28 protein-coding genes are annotated in these 24,309 nt (G+C 37.8%); 13 read left to right on the top strand and 15 right to left on the bottom strand.

Annotated features, from left to right (window positions below; all coding sequences use genetic code 11):
* The first annotated feature begins 162 nt into the window (after positions 1 to 162).
* Positions 163 to 363, top strand: a complete 201-nt coding sequence (locus QZ276_RS00745; protein ID WP_342765691.1) for a helix-turn-helix transcriptional regulator — start codon at positions 163 to 165, stop codon at positions 361 to 363.
* A 140-nt stretch (positions 364 to 503) separates the two neighbouring features.
* On the opposite strand, the gene QZ276_RS00740 is transcribed toward QZ276_RS00745, so the two are convergent.
* The 15 genes from QZ276_RS00740 to QZ276_RS11515 all read right to left on the bottom strand — a co-directional run bounded on the left by QZ276_RS00740 (position 504) and on the right by QZ276_RS11515 (position 13,850).
* Positions 504 to 1,799: a DEAD/DEAH box helicase gene (locus QZ276_RS00740; protein WP_292484367.1), complete on the bottom strand. Its 1,296-nt coding sequence runs from the start codon at positions 1,797 to 1,799 to the stop codon at positions 504 to 506.
* A gap of 131 nt (positions 1,800 to 1,930) precedes the next feature.
* Positions 1,931 to 2,137 carry a TRAM domain-containing protein gene (locus QZ276_RS00735; RefSeq protein WP_292484366.1) on the bottom strand — a complete coding sequence of 69 codons (207 nt, stop codon included), beginning with the start codon at positions 2,135 to 2,137 and terminating at the stop codon, positions 1,931 to 1,933.
* Between the two features lie 384 nt (positions 2,138 to 2,521).
* Positions 2,522 to 3,142, bottom strand: a complete 621-nt coding sequence (locus QZ276_RS00730) for a V-type ATP synthase subunit D (protein WP_292484364.1) — start codon at positions 3,140 to 3,142, stop codon at positions 2,522 to 2,524.
* 20 nt (positions 3,143 to 3,162) lie between these two features.
* A complete protein-coding gene (locus QZ276_RS00725; RefSeq protein ID WP_292484363.1) occupies positions 3,163 to 4,590 on the bottom strand; it encodes an ATP synthase subunit B in 1,428 nt (475 codons plus the stop codon).
* 6 nt (positions 4,591 to 4,596) lie between these two features.
* Positions 4,597 to 6,333, bottom strand: coding sequence for an ATP synthase subunit A (locus QZ276_RS00720; RefSeq protein WP_292484361.1), 1,737 nt, complete (start codon positions 6,331 to 6,333; stop codon positions 4,597 to 4,599).
* Positions 6,324 to 6,623 (bottom strand): V-type ATP synthase subunit F, encoded by a 300-nt coding sequence (locus QZ276_RS00715; protein WP_292484359.1) that lies wholly within the window; start codon positions 6,621 to 6,623, stop codon positions 6,324 to 6,326. Before QZ276_RS00715 ends, QZ276_RS00720 begins: the two co-directional genes overlap by 10 nt.
* Positions 6,623 to 7,693 (bottom strand): V-type ATP synthase subunit C, encoded by a 1,071-nt coding sequence (locus QZ276_RS00710; RefSeq protein WP_292484357.1) that lies wholly within the window; start codon positions 7,691 to 7,693, stop codon positions 6,623 to 6,625. Before QZ276_RS00710 ends, QZ276_RS00715 begins: the two co-directional genes overlap by 1 nt.
* 5 nt (positions 7,694 to 7,698) lie before the next feature.
* The gene (locus tag QZ276_RS00705; protein WP_292484355.1) at positions 7,699 to 8,250 is read right to left on the bottom strand and encodes a V-type ATP synthase subunit E; all 552 of its coding nucleotides are present in this window, start codon (positions 8,248 to 8,250) and stop codon (positions 7,699 to 7,701) included.
* A gap of 106 nt (positions 8,251 to 8,356) precedes the next feature.
* Positions 8,357 to 8,593, bottom strand: coding sequence for a hypothetical protein (locus QZ276_RS00700; protein ID WP_013193732.1), 237 nt, complete (start codon positions 8,591 to 8,593; stop codon positions 8,357 to 8,359).
* A 25-nt stretch (positions 8,594 to 8,618) separates the two neighbouring features.
* A complete protein-coding gene (locus QZ276_RS00695) occupies positions 8,619 to 10,649 on the bottom strand; it encodes a V-type ATP synthase subunit I (protein ID WP_292484349.1) in 2,031 nt (676 codons plus the stop codon).
* Positions 10,642 to 10,971 carry an ATP synthase archaeal subunit H gene (ahaH, locus tag QZ276_RS00690; protein ID WP_292484347.1) on the bottom strand — a complete coding sequence of 110 codons (330 nt, stop codon included), beginning with the start codon at positions 10,969 to 10,971 and terminating at the stop codon, positions 10,642 to 10,644. The genes QZ276_RS00695 and ahaH overlap by 8 nt, the downstream gene beginning before the upstream one ends.
* Positions 10,972 to 11,207: 236 nt before the next feature.
* Entirely contained in the window at positions 11,208 to 12,392 is a 1,185-nt protein-coding gene (locus QZ276_RS00685; protein ID WP_292484346.1) for a radical SAM protein, read from the bottom strand.
* A 25-nt stretch (positions 12,393 to 12,417) separates the two neighbouring features.
* Positions 12,418 to 13,284, bottom strand: coding sequence for a polyprenyl synthetase family protein (locus QZ276_RS00680; RefSeq protein ID WP_292484344.1), 867 nt, complete (start codon positions 13,282 to 13,284; stop codon positions 12,418 to 12,420).
* A gap of 37 nt (positions 13,285 to 13,321) precedes the next feature.
* Complete coding sequence (locus tag QZ276_RS00675) at positions 13,322 to 13,714, bottom strand: cytochrome c maturation protein CcmE (RefSeq protein WP_292484343.1); 393 nt, start codon at positions 13,712 to 13,714, stop codon at positions 13,322 to 13,324.
* A gap of 13 nt (positions 13,715 to 13,727) precedes the next feature.
* The gene (locus tag QZ276_RS11515) at positions 13,728 to 13,850 is read right to left on the bottom strand and encodes a CcmD family protein (protein ID WP_369334621.1); all 123 of its coding nucleotides are present in this window, start codon (positions 13,848 to 13,850) and stop codon (positions 13,728 to 13,730) included.
* 228 nt (positions 13,851 to 14,078) lie between these two features.
* Between QZ276_RS11515 and ahbD the strand changes: the two genes are divergently transcribed.
* The 12 genes from ahbD (at position 14,079) to QZ276_RS00615 (ending at position 24,189) form a co-directional block, all read left to right on the top strand.
* Entirely contained in the window at positions 14,079 to 15,149 is a 1,071-nt protein-coding gene (ahbD, locus tag QZ276_RS00670; protein ID WP_292484341.1) for a heme b synthase, read from the top strand.
* Complete coding sequence (gene ahbA, locus QZ276_RS00665) at positions 15,146 to 15,601, top strand: siroheme decarboxylase subunit alpha (RefSeq protein WP_292484339.1); 456 nt, start codon at positions 15,146 to 15,148, stop codon at positions 15,599 to 15,601. Before ahbD ends, ahbA begins: the two co-directional genes overlap by 4 nt.
* On the top strand, positions 15,591 to 16,094 hold the full coding sequence (ahbB, locus tag QZ276_RS00660) for a siroheme decarboxylase subunit beta (RefSeq protein WP_292484337.1): 504 nt from the start codon (positions 15,591 to 15,593) through the stop codon (positions 16,092 to 16,094). The genes ahbA and ahbB overlap by 11 nt, the downstream gene beginning before the upstream one ends.
* A 14-nt stretch (positions 16,095 to 16,108) precedes the next feature.
* Positions 16,109 to 16,792, top strand: coding sequence for a bifunctional precorrin-2 dehydrogenase/sirohydrochlorin ferrochelatase (locus tag QZ276_RS00655; RefSeq protein WP_292484335.1), 684 nt, complete (start codon positions 16,109 to 16,111; stop codon positions 16,790 to 16,792).
* Between the two features lie 73 nt (positions 16,793 to 16,865).
* Positions 16,866 to 18,095: a glutamyl-tRNA reductase gene (hemA, locus tag QZ276_RS00650; RefSeq protein WP_292484372.1), complete on the top strand. Its 1,230-nt coding sequence runs from the start codon at positions 16,866 to 16,868 to the stop codon at positions 18,093 to 18,095.
* A 32-nt stretch (positions 18,096 to 18,127) separates the two neighbouring features.
* Positions 18,128 to 19,105 (top strand): porphobilinogen synthase, encoded by a 978-nt coding sequence (gene hemB / locus QZ276_RS00645; protein ID WP_292484333.1) that lies wholly within the window; start codon positions 18,128 to 18,130, stop codon positions 19,103 to 19,105.
* A 71-nt stretch (positions 19,106 to 19,176) separates the two neighbouring features.
* A complete protein-coding gene (gene hemL, locus QZ276_RS00640) occupies positions 19,177 to 20,454 on the top strand; it encodes a glutamate-1-semialdehyde 2,1-aminomutase (protein ID WP_292484331.1) in 1,278 nt (425 codons plus the stop codon).
* Positions 20,455 to 20,480: 26 nt separating this feature from the next.
* Complete coding sequence (gene hemC, locus QZ276_RS00635) at positions 20,481 to 21,401, top strand: hydroxymethylbilane synthase (RefSeq protein WP_292484369.1); 921 nt, start codon at positions 20,481 to 20,483, stop codon at positions 21,399 to 21,401.
* 9 nt (positions 21,402 to 21,410) lie between these two features.
* Positions 21,411 to 22,319: a dihydroorotate dehydrogenase gene (locus QZ276_RS00630; protein WP_292484329.1), complete on the top strand. Its 909-nt coding sequence runs from the start codon at positions 21,411 to 21,413 to the stop codon at positions 22,317 to 22,319.
* A gap of 6 nt (positions 22,320 to 22,325) precedes the next feature.
* Complete coding sequence (locus QZ276_RS00625) at positions 22,326 to 23,105, top strand: dihydroorotate dehydrogenase electron transfer subunit (protein ID WP_292484327.1); 780 nt, start codon at positions 22,326 to 22,328, stop codon at positions 23,103 to 23,105.
* Between the two features lie 176 nt (positions 23,106 to 23,281).
* Positions 23,282 to 23,674, top strand: a complete 393-nt coding sequence (locus QZ276_RS00620; protein ID WP_292484325.1) for a helix-turn-helix domain-containing protein — start codon at positions 23,282 to 23,284, stop codon at positions 23,672 to 23,674.
* 119 nt (positions 23,675 to 23,793) lie between these two features.
* Positions 23,794 to 24,189, top strand: a complete 396-nt coding sequence (locus tag QZ276_RS00615) for a transposase (RefSeq protein WP_292484323.1) — start codon at positions 23,794 to 23,796, stop codon at positions 24,187 to 24,189.
* The last annotated feature ends 120 nt before the right edge of the window (positions 24,190 to 24,309 follow it).

Below are 24,309 nucleotides of genomic sequence, written 5' to 3'. Positions count from 1 at the left end.
GCTTTGAGCAAGTTGCCTGATATAAGACATTGTTAAATTCAACCAGTTGTTTGTGTATCATCAAATTCCATCAGGTATTGTTTGGTTCGAACACAAACAATGCGATGCAGACAGAGATGTATCGTACGGAAGTACTGGCGCCCCGCAAGTGGCAACATCAAGATGGGGGATGACCATAGAACCCAATGGATTTATCCGTTGGAGTATGTCAGACAGGATTATCTTGCCAAAGAAATGGGTGTGACGAGGCAGACTATCAATGCTATAGAACGAGGTAAGTATGACCCTAGTGTACAGCTGGCTTTTAAACTGGCAAGATTTTTTGAATGTTCCATTGAAGACATTTTCTTTTATGAAGAATAAAGTTATCCTGGCTCTGTAGAAATCCAATTTTGATTAAATTCCCTCATTCTGAAATGATTTGATTGTAAAGGTTTTCTACAGTGCCACTGTTAAGTTAAATGATATTTTATTTAACAGATACCTAAAATTATCCTATTAACTTATTTAAATTCGTCAGACAGGATTACTTTTACAAGACCAGCAGCAACATCAATGGATGTATAATCTTCTTCCAGTAGGTTTTCTACCCAGTGGACATATTTACCAAGATGTCCAGAATCAATTGTTTCTTTCACCTTCTGAGACAGCATATTTGCTCTGAAGTCTTCGACATCACTTTGTGAAGGGATTCTACCACTGTGTATTTTTGTCTGGGTATACTTTTGGATGTCTTTTATTTTGTAAATTTCTTTACCGAATGCAAACGTAAAAGCCTTCCCCTGTTTTCCAGCTCTACCTGTTCTTCCTATCCTGTGTACATAGGATTCCTCATCCTGTGGTACATCATAGTTAAAAACCACTTCGATATTTTCGACATCTATACCCCGGGCTGCTACATCGGTTGCTACAAGTGTCTCAATTTCTCCATTTTTGAAATTGGACATTACTTTATCTCTCTGTTTCTGCTTCATATCCCCATGGAGACCATCTGCCAAATAACCTCTTGTTTTAAGAGTTTCTACAAGGTTGTCTACTCCTTTTTTAGTATTACAGAATACAAGAGATGATTTTATATTATAGAAGTCTGTTAAACGGCACAAAGCTTCTGGTTTTGATCGCTCTTTGACCTCAAAATATGTCTGCTCTACCTGAGGGACTGTCAGTTTTTTATGAACCGTTTTTATCAATTCCGGATTATCCTGATATTTCTTGGTCAGTTTCATAATAGGTCCGGGCATTGTAGCTGAGAAAAGAGTAGTCTGTCTTTTATCGGGCAGTTTACTTAGAATTGATTCAATATCCTCTCTAAATCCCATATCAAGCATTTCATCTGCTTCATCAAGCACTGTCATTTTAACATTATCAAGACTCAGGGTATGGCGTTCCATGTGGTCAAGTACTCGCCCTGGTGTACCTATTACTATCTGTGCACCTTTATTTAGTGCCTTAATTTGCCTTTCAATAGGTTGACCACCGTATATGGGTAGTACTTTTATTTTCTTGTACCTTGCAAGTTTGTTCAGCTCATCAGCAACCTGGTTTGCAAGTTCTCTTGTCGGACATAGAACAATAGTCTGTACTTTTTTGCTATCCCTGTCCACCTTTTCAAGTGCCGGTATTCCGAATGCGGCTGTTTTTCCTGTACCTGTCTGTGCCTGTCCGATTACATCCCTTCCCTGCATAATATAGGGAATTGATTGTGCCTGTATCGGTGTAGGTTCTTCATAACCAAGGTCTTCAATTGCTTTTTCTATGTCCCTTGATAAATTTAATTCGTTAAATGTTGAGATTTCCATAATAAAATTCCTTACAAAATAAATAAATTAGATTTGCTGGTACTTTAAATTTAAACCACTAAACCAAATGTACCAGATAAAATGGAAAGTCCAGTACAACTGGAGTTCCATTTAATTATTCAAAAACTGTTTTATGCGGCTAATTCCGCAAATGCAAACTTTTGCATCACTTTGGTAACTTTAATTGTTACTTCATCACCGACTGAGGTATCCGGTACAAAAATAACAAAGCCATTTACTCTGGCAATTCCATCGCCTTTACTTGCAATATTTTCTATTTTTACATCATACATTTCTCCAGATTGTACTGGAGCAATTGATTCATTTCTGTCAAACAAAATCTTCACGTCCTTGTATAAAGCTAAAAGATTAAACTATGTTAATAAAACATAATGGAAAAATAGTATGTACAAATAACGTGACACCATTTAATACCTATACGTTTAATCAAACTACTAATCTTTTAAAGCCATATTATTTATACTCTAAATGTATATAAGGGTTTTGAAAAGTCAAGTTTTAAGTTAAAAAAACTAAAAAATATTAACTCAGAATAAGATAAACAATAATCACAAAACCGAATATCATCATTATCAACGATATTAACCAAGCCCATCTAAATACTCTTGCCTTGTTTTCCGGCTTGAGCAGATAGGAAATAAATCGATCGGCCAGTGTTGGCCGAGTTGAAGATTCAAGATTGGATTTCATGTTTACAAAATTCAGGATTTTTTAATCTTTTTAAGCCTGAATGTGCCTTCTCTTTCCATTTCATCAAGTCGCAGTTTGATGAAATCACGGGCTTCTTTTAGTTCAGGTATTACCTTGAACTCTAAAGCATTGACACGGCGTTTGGTTTTTTCAATCTCTGCAAGAAGCCTTTTCATGGTGGTTTCCATCTCTGCAGCCTGGATTATATTTTCAACCAGTGTTTCATAGGCATCTGTTGCCTCATCTATATATGAACTGGTTCCCAGTATACCGTATCCACGTTGGTTAATGGGTTTGCGTACACTGGAAGACTCAATCTTTGGTACAACAACACCCATTATATTATTGCTCTGGAGATGGATTTTGGGATAATCCTTTAAAGAGAAGGCAGTAGAGTTAACAGTAATAGTTCCCTCAACGGATTTAGCTATACCTATTTTATTATTGGCATCCTTATAGGCATCATCCAACTCGGAACGTACGTCCTTTGCCTGGTTGAGGATATCAAAAAATTCCAGAATCAGACCATCTCTTTTTTTCTTCAAAAGCTTATGGCCGTCTTCTGAAAGTTTAATCTTCTTTTTAATTTCAAGAAGTTCTGACCGAGTTGGTTTTACATCTTCTACTGCCATTATTAACCACCTGTTCTTATTTATTGCTCACCAGATACTTCCTGTTCCTGTGGCTGGTACTCAGACTCTGATGTTGTCTGTTTTGCAGGGTGGTATTTTTCAATGATTTTATCATCAATTCTTGTAAGCTGTTTGATTGGAAGCTCTGAAAGAATATCCCATGAAATATTCAAAGTGTCCTCTACACTTCTGTTTTCATCTCTGCCCTGTCTGACAAACCGATCTTCAAAATGGTCGGCAAATTCAAGGAACTTTCTATCTCTTTCAGACAGTGCTTCCTTACCTACAATAGCTACAAGACCTCTAAGGTCTCGACCTTCTGCATACCCTGCATAGAGCTGGTCAGATACCTTTTTGTGGTCGTCTCTGGTTTTACCTCCTCCGATACCACTGCCCATCAGACGGGACAATGAAGGCAATACATTAATCGGTGGATAGATACCCTTTCTGTGGAGTTCTCTTGAAACCACAATCTGCCCTTCGGTAATATATCCTGAAAGGTCAGGTATAGGATGTGTAATATCATCTCCAGGCATGGTAAGAATTGGAATCTGGGTTACAGACCCTTTTCTGCCTTTTATAACACCTGCTCTTTCATAGAGTGATGCAAGGTCTGTATACATGTATCCCGGGTAACCCTGTCTACCAGGTACCTCTTCACGAGCAGCACCCATCTGACGAAGCGCTTCTGCATAGTTTGTCATATCTGTAAGGATTACAAGTACATGCATATCATGCTCATATGCAAGGTATTCAGCTGCGGTAAGAGCCATTCTTGGCGTAATCATACGCTCAACTGCAGGGTCATCAGCATGGTTAAGGAACACCACTGCCCTTTCAAGTGCTCCTGTTTTCTCAAAGTCATCCATGAAAGTCTGGGATTCTTCATGGGTAATACCCATTGCCGCGAAAACAACAGCGAATTCTTCTTCAGAACCCAGTACTGACGACTGTCTTGCAATCTGGAGTGCAATTTCATTATGAGGAAGTCCTGAACCAGAGAAAATTGGAAGTTTTTGTCCTCTGACAAGTGTATTGGTTCCATCTATTGTAGAGATACCTGTTTGAATGAATTCTTCAGGAGGTCTTCTGGAATACGGATTCATTGCTGCTCCATTGATATCCAGCCGTTTATCAGGTACAATGTGTGGTCCTTCATCCAATGGCTCACCTGAACCTGAAAGGATTCTTCCAAGCATGTCCTTTGATACTGGAAGTTTGATTGTTTCACCGGTGAATACTACACCGGCTGAATCATTAAGACCTCCTGTACCTTCAAAAACCTGTACAACCACAGTATCTTCAGAGGTATCAAGAACCTGTCCTCTTTTTGTGGAACCATCTTCTGTATTAATCTGAACCAGCTCTCCATAGCCAACCGGTTCGGTTTTCTCGAGGAAAATCAAAGGACCAGAAATTTGGGTGATTGTTTTGTATTCTTTAGTCATTGTTTATTATCCTCCAATCTGTGAGAATTCATCATCCATCTTGGATAATACTTTGTTGAGTTCGCCATCAAAATCTTCTTCATATCTTACTTTTGCAAGTTCATCCTTTGATTCCATAGCCATGATATCGTTTATTGAATACCCGGCTTCAAGTTTTGAATTTGCTGTTTCAGAGAACTTGTGAATTGCCTGAACTAACTTATACTGTTTGTAGAACGGACAATATCTATCGATTTCATGGAATGCATTCTGCTGAAGGAAATATTCTCTGAACATACGTGCTACTTCAAGTTTTAGTTGTTGACTCTCAGGGAGCGCATCAGAACCTACAAGCTGTACAATTTCCTGAAGCTCTGATTCTTCTTCCAGAATATCCATTGCGTAATTTCTAAGATCTATCCAGTCTGGTGCCACATTCTCTGAAAGCCAGTCAGATAAACTTTCTGTATAAAGACTGTAACTTGTAAGCCAGTTGATTGCAGGGAAGTGGCGCCTCTGGGACAGTTTGGCATCAAGTGCCCAGAAAACCTTCACAATACGCAATGTGTTCTGAGTTACAGGTTCAGAGAAATCTCCTCCTGGTGGTGATACTGCTCCTATCACAGTAATAGAACCATCGTAACCAGAATTGGATTTTACATATCCTGCTCTTTCATAGAATTCGGAAAGTCTTGCAGCCAGATATGCTGGATAACCTTCCTCACCAGGCATTTCTTCAAGCCGGGATGAAATTTCTCTCATTGCTTCTGCCCATCGTGAAGTAGAGTCAGCCATTAATGCTACATCATATCCCATATCTCTGTAATATTCAGAAATAGTAACACCTGTATAAACAGATGCTTCTCGTGCAGCAACTGGCATGTTGGAGGTGTTTGCTATGAGCACAGTACGTTCCATCAGAGGACGTCCAGCTTTTGGATCTTCGAGTTCAGGAAATTCATCAAGAACATCTGCCATTTCGTTACCACGTTCTCCACAGCCAATATATACCACAATATCGGTATCACTCCATTTTGCAAGCTGCTGCTGGGTAACTGTTTTTCCAGACCCGAATGGTCCTGGTATAGCTGCTGTACCTCCTTTTGCTACAGGAAACATTCCGTCAAGAATCCTCTGACCGGTCAACAGTGGTCTATTCGGTTTGAGTTTTCTTTTTGTTGGACGGGGGGTTCTTACTGGCCATTTTTGTAGCATAGAAAGCTCTTTTCCGTTTGACAGTACACAGACAGTTTCATCTACAGTGAATTTTCCACTATAGATACCACTGACAGTACCACCTTGGATATTAGGAGGTACCATAATCTGATGCTCTAGGTTTGGAGTTTCCTGAACAATTCCGATTATATCTCCAGGTTCTACCTTGTCACCTTTGTTAACAATGGGTTTGAATTCCCACTGTTTTTCACGGTCGATACCATTAGCGGTAGCACCTCTTGCAATGAAATCCCCCATTTTATCCTGGAGTACCTGAAGGGGTCTCTGGATACCATCATAAATGCTTTCCAGCAATCCTGGTCCGAGTTCAACTGATAAAGGTAATCCTGTATTTTCAACAGGTTCTCCGGGTTCTATACCGGATGTATCTTCATATACCTGAATTGTTGATTTGTCACCTTCAATTTTAATTACTTCGCCCATTAATCCTTCGTGGCCAACTTTCACCACGTCATACATTTTTGGTCTAATACCTGTGGCTATAACTACAGGTCCTGAGACACGATAAATTTCACCTTTTACTTCCACAAGTCGACACCTACCGATTGTTTTATTTTTTCTCTTAAATTAGAACTTTGACCAGTACCACCAAGTGTTACTACTGTTGGTTCTACTGATTCATTGAGTTTATTTCTCAAATTTTGAGGTAATTTATTAAAATCATCATCATGCATTACTAAAATACCTACTTCAGGGTCTTTTATTACTTCTTTTACTGCAGATTCAAGGTTTTCATCACTGACTTCATGTATCTTTCTGATACCAGCCAGCCTGAACCCTGTCACAAACTCACCATTACCAACAACGGATAGTTCCATCAAATCACCAACTGTTTTCTGATTACTTCTTTATCAAGACCTGCTGATTTACCCCGAATAATTATCCTGAGGTTATCAACTTCTATTTTCTTATTCAATATGTAATCCATGATTGGAACTATTGATAGCGGATAAACATGTGATATACTGGATGCAAATTTCACATTTTGTTTTAGAAGTTGAGTTTCCAGGTCTATTAAAGATTCCATCTCAGAACTTACTACATCCGAGAAATTGTACCAGTATGAGTACTTATCAACAGCACTTAAAAATTCATCAAACGAAAGTGGCAATAGACTCTCTATATCTTTCATTTTAACTCTGTGTCCACCTTCAATCATCAATTTCCTGATTTCTTCAGGTTCAATGCCTGACATTTTCAACCTGAACAATGTCCTGAGGTTTTTAATGTCAATTTCAGCTCCAACAAACTCTGCAAAAATTCGACTATTTTTAGATTTAAGTTTAGATACTGATATGAAAAGGTCTTTATAATATTCTTTTTCAAGTTCGTTTTCAATATCAGATAAATTGGTTCCATCATACTGTTTTAATATAGAATAATACTCTGTATTTTCTAATGCTGATATAACATCAGTATAAGAGTCTTTGTTTGCAAGATCTGATAAAAAGTCAAAACTGTATTTACCAGCTGAAATTATATTTTCCTCGATTTTATCAGGAGATGCATTATAATGTTTTCCACGCAGTATTGTTTTAAGACTCCATACATCATATCTTTTTAGGTATTTGCTCAAAAGGTAGTTGGGTTCCCCTTCGGCCATATTCAATACTTTTGTAAATGTTACTGCAAGATTACGGTTAAGTGCATGTTCTATTAAATCTGCACCGCTATACTGTCTTGCCAGTACATCAATATCCTGTTTATATTCTAACTCTTCAATTGTTCTGGTAATTTCATCAATGCCCATATTCAAAAGTTTGGAATATGTATCAGCTGGCAAAAGCTTGCTTTTCATTGCACGAACGCGTGCAGTAACATATGAATAATTAGAAGTCCGAAGGTTTTCTCCTCCACTTTTACGTCTTAATTTTGAAAAAAGATGCATGGAGATCACCCGAATAGAATATCAGATATTTGTTTTAATGATTGATCATAGACGCTTTTAAGAATTGTATCGTAGGTATAATCCAGTCTAAAAGAACCATCACTATTTTCGATGACGATACCACCGATACAATCTATATTTCCAGCGTACTCAAGTGATGATAATTTTTTTACAATTTCTTCGGATTCCTTATTTGAATAAACCCTAGCTCCATGTTGTTCATATTTATCTATGAGAGATTTTAGCAATTCTTCATTCTTTGATGGAGATAAGTTTGAAATTGAATCAACTGCTTTATTATATACTTCATCGAGTATTTCCTTACGTGCGTTAAGTTTGACACGTTTAACTTCCAGATTCGCACTGGAAATTTCCTGTCTTCTTAGACGCTCAATTTTTGCTTCTGTTTCTGCGAGCCGGTCACCCTTAATTTTTTTTGCTTTCTCTTTGGCATCTTCTATTATCTGAGCTGCCTCAGTATCAGCTTCTTCTTTCTTTTGGGCCGCTTCGGCATGTGCAACATCCATTATATCGTTTACTACTGTTTCCAGACCCATACTCTCACACCCTAATAAATTAAAGAGCAAAAAGCAAAATAGAATGCTCTTTAATTTTCATGTTTTATTTATGGCTTACATCGGTTGAATTACTGTCTATCGACGATTAAGCACCGACGATCAAAGCAACAACCAAACCGAAAATTACAATGGTTTCTGGAATTACAGTCAAAATAAGACCTTTACCAAAAAGTGATTCATTTTCAGCCATTGCACCAACTGCTGCACTACCAATATCTTTTTCTGCAATACCGGTAGCAATTCCTGCGAGTCCGACTGCAATTCCTGCTCCTATTGCTTTATATCCTGCTGGGTCTATCATTGCGAATTGTTCTGCTGCCATTATATTATTCCTCCTTTTTTTATATTTATTCTGTATATTTTCTTATACGTCCAAATGGATTGTATTTTTTGCCCCCGCCATCATAGAATTTTGTAAAGAATTCGACATACTGCAACCTGAGTGCCTGCAAACCGGGGGCTATGACACCCAGTACTGTATTAAGAGCATGTCCGAATATAAACACGAGTATTGAAAGAATTGCCAACAATATAGATGTATCGGGACTTAACATTACAAATGCTATCTCGTTGACAATATAAGCTATATAGATTGATGAGAGTCCTACTGCGGCAATACGAGCGTAAGACAGTACATTGCTGAGGAGCGAAGGGAGTTCAACTGCTCCTTTAACACCTTCACCTTTGAAAAGCATTGCAAAGCCGATTATGAATACAGCAAGACCTAATATTGTTGTAGGAGCGTATTCAAGGAATCCAAGTGCCGCCAAGAGCACACCTAATTCAATTATAATCCAGCTTCCTTTTTCAAGTATCGCGTCCATTAAACCATGATTTCTGTATACATTGACCATGCCAAGTACATAACCAATGTTTATTTGAATTATTCCCAATACTGCTGTCAATACAATTAGTGTCAATACTGCATCAGGCCTATGGAAGGGGAAAGAGACCATTTCGTTGGTGAATGGAAATTCAAACAGATAGATCGTTTCAAACCCAGGAATTAATCCTGACAAGAAACCATGCCCATGGCTTTCAAAGGTCGCACCAAACAATTCATAAAGTGGTTCTGGTGACCAAGGTGGAACTCCTGCATGGGTAGTACCCAGTGAAATACCAAAGGCTTCTCCATAGAGAATACCAAATATGAAACTAAATATTTGACAATAAATTAATACGTTCATCACAGGTTTTAGTGATTCCATATTAACATATTTTTTGACACCGAAAGCAGCAGCAAGGATTACAAGTGCATATCCCACATCACCAAGCATCATCCCATAGAACAGGGGTAATGCTATAAATATTAAGCTTGTGGGATCCAGTTCTTTGAATCGCGGACGCGAATACAGGTCCATTACTGTTTCTAACGGTTTTGCAAATTTAGAATTATTGTATTCTGTAGGAGGTGTTATTTCTTCAGAATGCTCTTCATGTTCGTCAGATTCTTCAGCCTCCACAATGGAAACATAAGCATGGCCATTGGTAGCTTTGTCAAGGGATTGCACCACTGTATCATACTCATCATCTGGAACCCATCCGTCAATTACGAATGTGTTCTCAGAAGTAGCCATTTTCAATGGTGCTTCTGCCTTTTCAGCCTCCATTGAGAGTAATTCATCACTTGCAAGTATAAAGTTGGAATACTGTTCCTTAATAGATTCAATTTCTTCATCAATAGACTCAATCTTTTCTTCAATTGATTGTTTATCCTCTTCAGATTTTGACAGTATATCCTTTGGAACACCACTCTTCTCAGGTATCCTAAGCTCTTTGAACGAATAATCGGACAGTATTTTTGAAACCTGGCCTGCATAATCTTTGTATACAAATAATGCTATAGCATTCCAATCTGGGTCTTTCCAGATTTCATATAGATTTGTTATATCTGAAATATCGGTTTCAAGACTGTCCATGTTTTCTTTAACAGTGCCTGTAAAAACCGATATGTTCTCATATCCTCTATACAGGTCAAGGTCAAGAGGTATATTAGAAAGTGGTTGCAAATCTTTCTTAAGATTTTCAATATCTTTTAATTTGCTTTCCAGTTCACTCTTTTCCTCTGTTTTTTCAGTTATTTTAGTATCAAGCTCATTCAACCTGTCATCAAGGTTGCTCCAGACTTTATCTGCGTCTTCACTTACGCTTTCATCACCCTTGACACCAAGGTAATTTGACAGAGATCTTATTTTTACAAGCTTTTTAGATATGTCTTCAGCACTCTCAAAGGGCTTACCAATTTCTAGGCCAGGTTCTTCTTCATTATAATCTTCAATGTGGTACACATTGAGATTATGTAATGTTTCCACTGTATCATTCATTATATTTTTGTGGCCTACTATAAGTACCCGGCTCATTGGTTTGGGTTCAAGCATTTGTGATTGCCCTCTCGAACTCTTTGATTAAGTAATCAACAGCTTTATCTTCGTTTTCTCGGGCCTTTTGTTTAATTGATTCGGCCTCATTTTTACCGTCTTCGATAATCTTTGCACTTTCATTACGTATTTTTTCTTCTTCAGATTTGTACGAATTGTTTGCTGATTCTTCAGCATCCTTTTTGGCCTGCTTGATGATTTCATCAGCTTCAGCCTTTGCATTAGAGATGCGTTCATTTTTTTCTTTGACGCTCTCCTCCACAGTTTTCTTCGCACTTTGTTCTGCCTCTTTGATCTTCAATAAGACGTCATCTTTGGCCATGCAAATCCTCTTTTGTTATTTTATATATCTAAATAGTTATCAATCCTAAATAATAAACCTGAATATAAGTTATTCGGTTTAAATTCTCTTGTTACTGATATTTTTAATGATTTATCATTTCATTGTATTTATAAAAATTGCATATGATACAACTGTATCATTGAAGAGCGGTATTTGATTTATATCCCCAAGATTATTTATCAAATATAAATTTTATGTGACCCAAAACATCAGTCTTAATTTTTATCCATCCTGTAAGGCATCTGTACATCATCAGGTAATGTATGAATATACTTTTTCCTGAATTCAGGATTTCTCATCATGCAGTAATCGGCATGGTTTTTATACGCTGAATGTTTACCCATACGTTTCCATATATCTTCCAAATTGTCTTCACGTATATTTCCAAATGAAAGCGGTGTATACGCACAGGGCAAAACATCTCCCGCAGATGTTACATGTATCCACCGTCTTCCTGCAAAACAACCAAACTGTTTTGGACCCATAAAATAGGGGAATGCTGTAACCCTAGGACCTTCAGATTTTGAATTCATATTTTTCTGGAATGTTTCAAGACGTGATACATCACTATCATTCAAAATCTGGTCTTCCTGATGGAGCCATCTTCCTACAGCTACTATTTCATAAAGTGATATTTCGTCCACACCAAGATCAACTGCAAGATCGTAAAATTCTTTGAGATAGTCTATATTATCCGGCGACACTACAACAAACATATCGGTAAGTAAATTTGCTGATTTGGCATTTTTTACAGCACTTATAGCATCCTGATAAGCACCGTATCTACCGCGAACTTTATCATGTTCATCTTCAAACGGGCTGTCAAAACTTACCCTTACTGCATACAGTCCAGCTTTTTTTAGGCTCTGCGCTCTCTTTTCGGTCAAACCATAACCCGAAGTAAATACAGTCGCTATCGCACGTTCTTTATCAACATTTTCCACCATATCTTCAAGGTCTTTTCGAAGCATGGTTTCTCCGCCATCAAATGAAATGAGATAAGAACCAAGGTCTATAGATTGAGTTACAGCATTATTTATTTCATCCAGTGATAGTTCAGGGTTTGCAACTACATCTGCTGCCCCACAATGTATGCAGTTGTTAGGGCATCTCATAGTGATTCCTATTGAAAACTGGTCTGGAATCCGTCTTTTAAAAACAGACCCTATCTGTGAACTAACAACCCTGCCAAATATACTACTGGGTATCGGAGGCAGCCATGTTGAAAAAATTATCTTGTCCTCATCGGAAGATACAGGTTTTTCTTCCCCGAATACATTGTTAATATGTGTTAATATAGGTTTAACTACTGGAGAAAAAGTACCTTCTGCATCAAGCACAACTCTATTGTTTTTGGTAGTTGCATTTACTTTAATTGTTGACCTGTCGTAGACTCGCATATTACACCTTTGTTAGCAAGATGGTTTAAAAATAGTTTTCAGGGAGCATATCTATTGTTATATGGTTGGTTATCTGTAATAATTTATCCTTTCCATTTTCTGATTCAAAACCACCGATTATGTTTTTAGCTTGATTTACATATTCCTCAACTTTATCTACTGTTTTATTTACTGCCTCTTCATGAGTCATTTGTTTCGTATATATCTGTGGAAGTGTTACAGATTTACGAACAGAACTTTTGTCATCAATTTCATGTAAATATTCAAGCAAATCATCTACAATCTGATAAGCAGTACCCATATATTCACCATATAACCGGCATCTGTGTGCCATTTCATCATTTGCCCCACTTATATAGGCTCCAATGGAGGCACATGCAGCAAAAAGTGATGCAGTTTTTTTGTATATGCAATCAAAATAATTAACCTCTACAAAACCTGAATCATCTCCGTCCAAATCAATGGTTTCTCCATGTGCCATTGACATTCCTGCTTGGCCGAATTCAGTTATCGCATTATTACCGTAAGAGGACATAAGTTCGATGGATTTGGATATTAAAAAATCACCACACAACATGGCTGCTGAATGTCCGAATTTTTTATGAGCTGAAGGTACACCCCTGCGAATTATCCCATCATCAATAAGATCATCATGTATAAGAGATGCTGAATGCATTAATTCAACTGCAAGAGCTGCATTAATACTGGTTTTTGAATCACTACCGCATATATCTGTTGAAAGCATCAATATAATTGGTCTGATCCTTTTGCCACCATAATTACATACATGACTAACAACATTTTTTATTTGGGATGAATCATCCATGTTCTCAATTAATTCGTCCATAGCATCTGTGATGCGTATATATTCATCCCATTGTTCAATATTCATCAAGCGCCCTCATTTATTTTAAAAATTGATATTAAATTTAACTACTGGTTTTTTCTTCATATTTTGACGGACAGCCCATTACAATTTTATTTGCTTTGATTTTTTTATCATTTATCATTGTTCCGCTTAGACTGATTCTTTTACCTTCTGCAAGGTTTGCTGGTAAATCGCCTGTATATTCAATATAAATTTGATATGATCTATTTTCCGCATCTTTTAGTATAAAACTTGTAGATTTGGGTGTTTTGTCAAGCGTATCGTTTTTAATGGACCCCATTGTATTTACTTTACCACCGACATAATCTTCAGGATTAGATTTTAGTTCTGATACCATAAGGTAACCATCAGAAAAATCTACATCCCAGAGTCCAACAATTGCTACTATTGCAATAAAAACCATTGATGTTAGTATTTTTTTGCCCTTGTTCATCTATAAATACCATTTATTGATGTTTTTTCAGTCGTTTAAGTTCGCGATTTAGATTTAAACGCGTTCGTATCAGGTATATTGCATATATTAAAATTGTTACCCATGTAATAATAAACGCTATATATAACGCATTCATTGTTATAAAACCATTTTATTTATCTCTATTACAAGGCTATAAATTTATAAATTTGCTGTATCCAAAATCATATACTGTAAATATTAATTTTGCTGTATTACAACATAACTATTAATACAGGCTATATTAAATCTAACACATCATATTTAACTAAATTGAATAATAATTAAAAACCAATATTAATACCTCATGGATTAATTTTAAGATATTTATAAAAACCTGATAGAAATGGTAATCATGGCACAACCACCAAAACTTATTGCATGGGAGTTTACAAAAAGCTGCAACCTATCATGCGCACATTGCAGAGGTTCGTCCACATCCAAAATGGATAAAGATGAATTATCAACAGATGAATCAAAGCGTTTTATTGACGAAATTGCAAATTTCGGAAAAACCATCCTTATTTTAAGTGGGGGCGAACCACTTGTTCGCAGCGACATCTTCGAAATTGTCAGTTATGGTACTCATAAAGGATTAAGAGTTGTAATGGCTACAAACGGTACAATGGTTACATCCAATATTGCTGAAAGATTAAAACAATCCGGTGTACAAAGGGTTAGTATAAGCATTGATGGTGCTACCGCCCATACCCATGATGAATTTCGGGGTATGCCCGGTGCTTTTGAGGGTGCCCTGAATAGTATTGAAATTTTCAAAAATACCGGTATAGGTATACAGATTAACACTACAATTACAAAACGCAACATCAAAGAAATACCAGATATTTTTGAATTTGCAAAAAAGATTGGGTCCGATGCTCTACACATATTTATGCTCGTACCCACTGGAAGAGGTAAAGAAATCGAAGATGATGAAATCCCGCCTGAAGAATACGAAGATATACTTAACTGGTTTTATGAAAAGCAAAAAACCTCACCTATTCAATTAAAAGCTACATGTGCCCCACATTATTTCAGAATCGCGTTGCAACGTGCACAGGATGAGGGTAAAAATCCACCCTTTAAAAAAGAGGGATACAATGCAATGACAAGAGGTTGTCTTGGCGGGACAGGTTTCTGCTTCGTATCCAGTAAAGGTGAAGTATATCCATGTGGGTATCTTCCAGCACTTGCCGGTAATATAAGAGAAGAAAAATTTGAAGATATCTGGAACTATTCAAAGGTATTTAATGACCTTCGCGATGTCACAAAACTGAAAGGTAAATGCGGTATCTGTGAATACAAAAATATCTGTGGCGGCTGCAGGGCTCGTGCCTATGCAGGAACCGGTGACTATATGGATGAAGAGCCATACTGTATTTACAATCCAAAACAAAAATCAAGGGTATCCAAATGATACAGTTGGATGAGACTGACAAAAAAATCTTAAATGAGATACAGCTTGATTTTCCTCTTGATACCCATCCCTATGAAAAACTGGCGGAAAGACTTGGAATTAATGAAGATGAAGTTTTAAAGAGATTAGAATACCTTTATCATAAAGGAGCAGTCAGAAGGATAGGTCCAATTATTAATACCAGAAAAACAGGTGGTATAAGTACACTTGTTGCTGTTAAAGCGCCAGATTCCCAGATTTCAGATATAGCTAATTATATCAATCAGTATCCTGAAGTATCACACAATTACCTCCGTCCTGATAAATACAATCTCTGGTTTACAGTATCAGCATCTAGCAAACAGCGCCTTGATGAAATTCTTGAAGAGATAAGGAATGAAACCGGATGCCCACTTATAAACCTGCCCACAAAACGCCTTTTCAAAATTGGGGTGAAATTTGATGTCAGATGAAACCTCTAATAACTCATCCTGTTCTATTAACAACGAGGACGATATATATACAAAAATTATCAAACTCACCCAAGATGGGATACCATTTACCTACTCCCCTTTTGCCCAAATTGCCAGCTATCTGGGTATTAGTGAGGATGAAGTTGTCAATATCATAAAAGAAATGGAAAATAAGGGTATAATAAGAAGATTTGGAGCATCCATAGGTCACAGAGCCATTGGAATCACAGCCAACGCCATGTGTATATGGAATGTACCTGATGAAAGAGTTGAAGAGGTAGGTGCTATAATGGCGGGCTTTTCTGAAGTCACCCATTGCTATGAACGTCCAAGGTATCCAGATTGGCCCTATAATTTATTCACAATGGTTCATTCGTATTCAAAAAGAGACTGCGAATATGTTGCAGAGAAAATATCAAAAGCTACCGGTATAACTGATTATAAACTACTGTTCAGCGAACATGAATTTAAAAAAACTGGTGTAAGATTGTAATAAAGAATGGTAATATGAATTCTGATAAAAACTTTACTCCATTGATGATAGATCTAAGCGGCAAAAAAATCATAATTTTTGGAGCTGGTTCTGTGGGTGAACGTAAAGCCCTATTTTTTTCCGCGTATGCCGATACAACTATTATAAGTACATCGTTTACATCCAGAATAAAAGAACTCGAAAACAGCAGAAAAATAAAATTAATAACATCAAATATCAATTCTCTCAATGATTCACAAATAAAAGATTTAATTTACGATGCATTTATGGTCATACCTGCCACCAATAACAGACAATTAAACCAGAGGATAACAGAAATTGCAAATAATACAGATAAAAATATCCTAGTTAATCAGGTGGATGACATCGGTGATATTATAGTTCCATCTGTTATTAAAAGAGGGGACCTTACAATCGGAATTTCCACTCTTGGTTCCAGCCCCGCTATTTCAAAATTTACCCGTGAAAATATAGAACAGATAATCACTCCAGAGTACAGTGAAATGGCAAAAATTCAAAACGACATACGTACCTACCTGAAAGAAGTCATACCCGACCAGAAAAAACGAAAACAAATCCTCTGGAACATTATAGAAGATGATTCAGTATGGAGTGCTCTTTCTGATTCATATGAAAAAGCGTATAATATAGCATTAAATATAGTAGATGAACAGTTAAGAAGCGAAATAATTGATTAAAATGATTTTTTAACCCGTAATAACCACATTTATTTTTACCCGGAGGATCCTGGTGACACAGCAGATATCAAGTATGGTGATTACCCATACAAAAGCAAGTATCGAGGAAATGGAAAAAGCATGGCATGGTGATATAGAATATGTGCTGAAATCGCTTTATTCTCATGAATACGTTTACGAATGTGCGGTTCTTAAAACATGTAATCGTGTGGAAGTTTATGTAGTATCACCAAAAGCAAGTAGTGTATTATTCCATTTTGCTAAAGAGATGGGAGCTTCTTCCCATATCGTTGAGTTTTATGACCATGAGGATTCATTAAAACATCTTCTGAGACTGGCATCGGGTCTGGAATCCATGATAGTGGGAGAAGATCAGATACTTGGACAGATTAAGGATTTATATACCACTGCCAAAAACGTGGGAACAATTGGTCCTGCCCTTGATACTGCATTTTCAAAAGCCATACAAGTTGGAAAAAAAGCTCGTACCGAAACCCGAATAAACAAAGGTTCTGTATCTATCGGATCTGCTGCTGTTGATCTTGCTGATGAAATCCTTGGAGGACTTACCGGCAAAAATATTCTTGTTATAGGCACAGGTGAAATGGGAACACTTGTTGCACGTGCCCTTGCTCATAAAGATATGGATGTGGTATATCTTGCAAACCGGACCTTTGAAACCGCCAAACAGCTTGCCGAAGAAATTGGCGGAGATGCAGTTTTGTTTGATAATATCGATGAATGCATTAGAAACGCTGATGTAGTTATAAGTGCAACTGCAGCTCCACATTTTGTTTTGAGAAAATCCACTATTGAAAAAGCAATAGATGGCAGAAATAAAGAATTGCTTCTGATAGATATTGCAACCCCTAGAGACATCGAACCTGGAGTTTCAGACATAGGACATGTAAAATTGCACAATATCGATAGCCTTCGCAGGATAAATGAAAAAAATATGGAGATGCGAAGGGGCGAAGCAAAGAAAGTCGAAGCTCTGATAGAAGAAGAATTCGAACTGCTGAATACCCAGTACAAACGCCAGAAAGCTGATGGATTGATTTCACAATTGTATGGGCAGGTGCATAATGTTCGTGAGAGAGAAAAACAGCGTGCAATCAACCGTTTAAGTTCCTATCACACAATTGGTGATATCGAATCCGAAGTACTGGATGACCTTACACATTCTATTGTTAACAAAATTCTAGCAGAACCTACAAAAAAGCTCAGAAAAGCAACCGAAAACGATGAAGACGAACTAATGGATACCGCTTCTCGGTTGTTTAATCTTGATAACAAAAAATAACACAGATATATAACAAATGTGAGATGGTTTACATGTTTCCACAGGTACGGATGAGAAGATTAAGGCAAGGGAAACTACAAAATCTTGTACGTGAGACAACAATTACTGCAGATGACCTGATATGTCCTGTTTTTGTCGATGAAAATATTGAGACACCACAGGAAGTGCCCTCTATGCCGGGTATTTATAAATTACCAGTCGATTATGCGGTAGACGAAGCTAAAGAAATCTTAGATCTTGATATTCCATCGATAATGATTTTTGGAGTTCCTGCCAGAAAAGATGAATCAGGGAGTTCTGCATGGGGCAACAATGAAGTTGTACAGCGTGCTGTCAGAAACATCAGAAACGATATTTCAAGCAGGGACATGGCTATAATTACCGATGTCTGCCTTTGTGAATACACAACCCATGGTCATTGCGGTGTTGTGGACTATGATAAAGAAGAAATATTGAACGACCCCACTTTACCATTACTTGGAAAAACTGCTGTAAGCCATGCAGAAGCCGGTGCAGATATGGTTGCTCCATCTGGGATGATGGATGGCATGGTAGAATCCATCAGATCCGAACTTGATAACAATAATTTTGAAAACATTCCAATAATGTCCTATGCGGCTAAATATTTCTCAGCTTTCTACGGTCCTTTCAGAGATGCCGCTGAATCAGGTTATTCTTTTGGCGACAGGTCAAGTTATCAGATGAACCCTTCCAATTCCAATGAAGCAATCCGTGAAGTGGAACTGGACATTGATGAAGGTGCAGACATTGTAATGGTCAAACCCGCACTCCCGTACCTTGACATACTATACCGAATCAAAGATGAACTTGAAATGCCGACTGCAGCATATAATGTAAGCGGTGAATATGCGATGATAAAAGCCGCTGCACAGAACGGATGGATGGATGAGAACAAAATAATTTATGAATCAATTACATCCATTAAACGTGCCGGAGCAGACATTATACTTACCTATTTTGCCAAAGATATGGCAAAGCTTTTGAAATAAAATATTGGCAATTTTATATATAATTATATCATGATTGTTTAGCAGTTAAAATAAAAATTACAAGTGATACCATGGAAGGCGAAAATACAAAATCAGAACAATTATACGAACAGGCTAAAAAAATTATCCCAGGTGGTGTAAGCAGCCCCGTACGTGCTATACAGCCCTATCCATTTTATACTGAATCTGCTCAGGGTTCCAGACTAAAAGATGTAGATGGAAACGAATACATTGATTTCTGTATGGGTTACGGACCTAATTTACTCGGACATGCTCATCCAGAAATCAAACAGGCAATTGCTGAACAACTGGATAACGGCTGGCTTTACGGATCCCCCCTTGAAAACGAGGTCAAACTGGCTGAAAAAGTAACAGATGCATATCCGAGCATGGATATGCTAAGATTTGTTTCATCAGGTTCTGAAGCTACAATGAGTGCTATACGTACAGCACGCGGATATACCGGAAAAAACAAAATATTAAAAATTGAAGGTGGATTCCACGGCACCCATGATTCAGTCCTTGTTAAAGCGGGTTCAGGTGCTACTACTCTTGGTAAACCAAACTCGAAAGGAGTACCTGAAGAAGTAACAAAACATACACTTCAGGCACCGTTTAATGATATCGAATCAATGACAGAGCTTATTGAGAAAAACAGTGATGACATGGCTGCTGTCATAATGGAACCTGTTATGGGCAATATCGGTCCCATTTTACCAAAAGAAAACTACCTGAAAGAAGTACGTAAAGTAACTGAAGAAAACGATGTTGTTCTTATTTTTGATGAAGTAATAACAGGATTCAGACTTGCAATGGGAGGAGCTCAGGAATACTATAACGTTACACCTGATATGACTACTCTTGGAAAGATTGTAGGCGGAGGTATGCCTGTCGGTGTTTTCGGTGGAAAACGGGAAATCATGGATATGGTTGCACCAAATGGAAATGTTTATCAGGCAGGTACTTTCAGCGGAAACCCTGCAACTCTTGCCGCAGGAGTTGCTACAATGGACGTCCTTGAAAACGAAAACGTTCATGACACTCTGAATAAGAAAGGTGATGAAATACGCTCCTGCCTATCAGATATAATATCAGATACAGGATTGGATTATGAAGTATCAGGCGTTTCATCCATGTTTAAGGTATTTTTCGGAAAAGCCCCGACTAACTATCAGGAAACTCTTAAATGCGACAAATCAGGCTATTTTGACTTCTTCAAACGAATGCTTAATGAAGGTATTTTCCTGCCCCCATCACAGTTTGAAACGAATTTCCTCTCATATGCACACAGTGATTCAGACATCCAGAAGTTACTTAATGCGTATGAAAGCAACCTGAAACAATCCTGATTAAAGGAGAATAATATTAGATGGATATAATAATAGGCACACGTGGAAGTTCCCTTGCACTTACACAAACAAGAAGGGTCTCTCAGATGCTTAAAGAACAGGGCGTTAATACGTTCCTCAAAATAATAAAAACATCTGGAGACTCTTTTACAGACCGTCCACTGCATGAACTGGGCGGTGTAGGTGCATTTGTAAGAGAAATTGATGAAAGGATGTTATCTGGTGAACTCGATATAGCAGTGCATTCAATGAAAGACCTGCCCACTGAACGCCCAGAAGAACTGCCAACTTCTGCAGTACTTAAACGTGATTCCCCATTTGATGCTCTGCTTACCAGAGATGGTTCTACACTGGATGAACTGCCTGAAGGTGCAGTTATCGGCACAACATCACTTCGCAGAAAATCCCAAGTTTTAAGATACAGACCCGATTTTGATGTCCAGAGCCTCAGAGGGAATATAGACACCCGGTTAAAAAAGCTGGAGGCTGGAAAATATGACGGTATTATACTTGCAGAAGCAGGATTAAGACGTATGGGATGGGACATACCGGTGCACCAGCTTGATACTGACCATTTCTGTCCTTCAGCCAATCAGGGTGCTATTGCAGTAGTTGCAAAATCCGGTGATGAATCAGAAAAGGTCATTTCACGTATAAATCATCCACAGACCAAAATAGAAACAGAAATTGAACGCATATTGATAGGTAATGTCGGTGGAGGATGTATAGTTCCAATAGGTGCGTATGCTGAATTTTTAGATGATGAAAGGATACATATCCGTTCAGAAGTACTGGCTTTGGACGGGTCTCATTATGTTGCAGTTGATGATGTTATATCAGCTAACAATTATAAAGAAGAAGCCAATGAATTAGGGGAGGAACTGGTTCGAAAAGGCGGTAAAAAGCTGGTTCAGGAAGCACTCGATAAAATGGCAAATGCAGAATAACTGGTTAACATGGTTGCAAAAAAAGCTCTTTACCCTCATCCAAAAAATCCGGTTATACTGGCTTCAGGTATTATGGGTACAACTGGTGCATCACTTACACGGATGGCGTACAATGGAGCAGGCGCGGTGATAACCAAATCCATAGGGCCTGTCCCAAAAAAAGGACATCCCAACCCCACTATGATTGAACTGGAAAATGGTTTCCTGAACGCTATGGGACTCCCAAATCCTTCATACACTGAATTTGTGCAGGAAATTGAAAACGCAAAAAATAATACATCAGTTCCGATCATAGCAAGTGTTTTTGCGGGTGATAAAGAAGGTTTTGTCAAAGTTGCTGAAGAATTGAGTTCAGCCAACCCAGACGGTTTTGAATTGAATGTAAGCTGCCCTCACGCTGAAGGTTATGGTGCCACAATCGGCTGTGATTCATGCCTTGTAGAAGAAATTACAGCCAGTGTTTGTGATATAATCGATGTTCCGGTATGGGTCAAACTTACACCAAATGTCACAAATATTGTAGATATTGGTAAAGCTGCTGAAAGAGGGGGAGCTGATGCCGTTGTTGCAATAAACACTGTAAAAGGAATGTCCATAGATATCAACACCGGTTATCCGATACTTGGTAACCGATACGGTGGACTTTCAGGAAGGGCTATAAGACCAATCGCTGTAAAATGTGTATATGACCTGTATGCCTCACTGGATATCCCTGTTGTGGGTGTAGGAGGTGTATCCTGCTGGCAGGATGCTGTGGAAATGGTTATGGCAGGTGCAAGTGCTGTACAAGTGGGTTCTGCAGTATCACAGAGTCTGGATGTTTTTAAATCAATATCATCAGGGATTGAAGATTATCTTTATACAAATGGGTATTCAACAATAGATGAAATCGTAGGATTTTCACACAAAATGGGCTGATGTTTTATGTATCCACTTAATACAAGATTAATAAATATAGTACAGGAATCACCTTCGACAAGGACTTTTTTCTTTGACAGATATTTTGATGCAAATGCAGGCCAGTTCCTGATGGTATGGGTTCATGGAGTGGACGAGATTCCTATGACACTGTCATATAACAGCGGAATAACTGTACAGAAAGTAGGAGATGCCACATCCAGACTATTCAAAATGGAAAAAGGAGATACGATTGGTTTGAGAGGTCCGTTTGGGAACGGTTTTACACTTCCTAAAAAAAGTGACAAAATATTGTTAGTAGCCGGTGGTTTGGGTGCTGCACCACTGGCACCACTGGCAGAATATTCTTTTAAAAATGGTGTTGATGTGACTACTATACTTGGTGCTCGCAGTTCTACCGAATTAATATTTGGAAAACGATTTTCCAGTGCAGGAGATTTGTACATAACAACCGATGACGGTACATCAGGAACCTGTGGTTTTGTGACCGATATACTGACTAACCTGAACCTTTCTGATTATGACAGAATATACACCTGTGGTCCTGAAGTTATGCTGGGGTGCATATTCAACATGCTACAGGATGAAAAATACGTCCTTGAAAAAACCGAATTCAATCTCCACCGGTATTTTAAGTGCGGTATAGGTGTATGTGGTGCGTGCTGTATAGACCCAAAGGGATTAAGAGTATGTAAAGACGGACCGGTTTTTAAAGGTACTGAACTCATAGATTCTGAATTTGGTGAATACAAACGGGATGCCAGTGGAAAAAAAGTTAATATTTAACTCTGTAGCGAGATATCTCCCTGCAACAGCTGGGAAATGAGAGCGTCTAATGAATATATTTTTTATTATAAAAAAGCTAATGGAAGAAAACTTATAAATATTTTCCGTACCCGTAACAAATTAAGTATCAGAGTTTACCGATAAAGATTACACCCACATCACAACAGGAAGAATTATTGTGGATACTGTCTGAGAAATGCAGGTTACTGTACAATTTTGCACTTGCTGAACGCAAAGATGCTTATAAGAATAATATCAAGATAAGCTACAGTAAGCAGCAGAACGATTTTCCCCAAATCAAGGAACAGTATCCAGAATATAAGTGGGTTTACTCCAAGGTGTTGCAGTCTATATTAAAAAAGCTCGATGCTAACTACAAATCGTTATTCTCTTTGAGAAAAAATGGTGAGGAAAACGCAAAACCGCCTAAATTTAGAGGCAAAGATTATTTCTTCACAATGACCTACAACCAATCAGGATTTGAAATTACTGATTCTAAAGGTAATACTATAACCTACAACAGTATCGATACTACCAATTATCTGTATGGTAAAAGCGAGCCTGAATAAGTATAGCTGACGAAATTACACAAATCGAAGTCCATCAGAAAAAATACAGTGGGTATTATCTCAGTATTACATACAATATACCCTGTCTGGATTTCAAACATAACGATAAGCATCTGACAATGGATATGGGTGTCAGCAAACATACCATGGTTGATTCTGACGGTAACCTTAGTGAAATAATTAACAAGAGGCCAGATAAATACTGGGAACCTAAGGTCCAGCAGATCCAATCCAGATTGGACCACTGCAAGAGATACAGTAAAAAATGGTATCGATTGAAACGCAACCTAAACAGGATGAAACAGAAATATTCTAACCAGCTAAAAGACTTCCAGCACAAGAAGACGAGGAACATCATCGATAACATCGAAGCAAACGTTATACTCATCGGTGATTTATCCACCAAACTGATGGCATCGAGCGAGAAAGGGGACAAAAAATCCGATAAAAGTACACACCGCAGTACTCACAATTCAGGTCACATCGGACGGTTCGCTCAATTTCTGACACTCTAAATCAAAGATTTAGAGTTATTCTTAAATCTGCGATTTAAGAAGCCTATAAATCACAAAGAATAGGCAAAAGGATAATAGAAATTGATGAATCCTATACCTCTCAGGACTGCTGTAATTGTG

Origin of the sequence: Methanohalobium sp., assembly GCF_018609725.1 — an archaeon.
In the GTDB taxonomy this organism is placed as follows: Archaea; Halobacteriota; Methanosarcinia; order Methanosarcinales; family Methanosarcinaceae; genus Methanohalobium.
The sequence above is the reverse complement of the archived record's forward strand: the minus strand, read 5'-3'. Positions and strand labels throughout refer to the sequence as shown.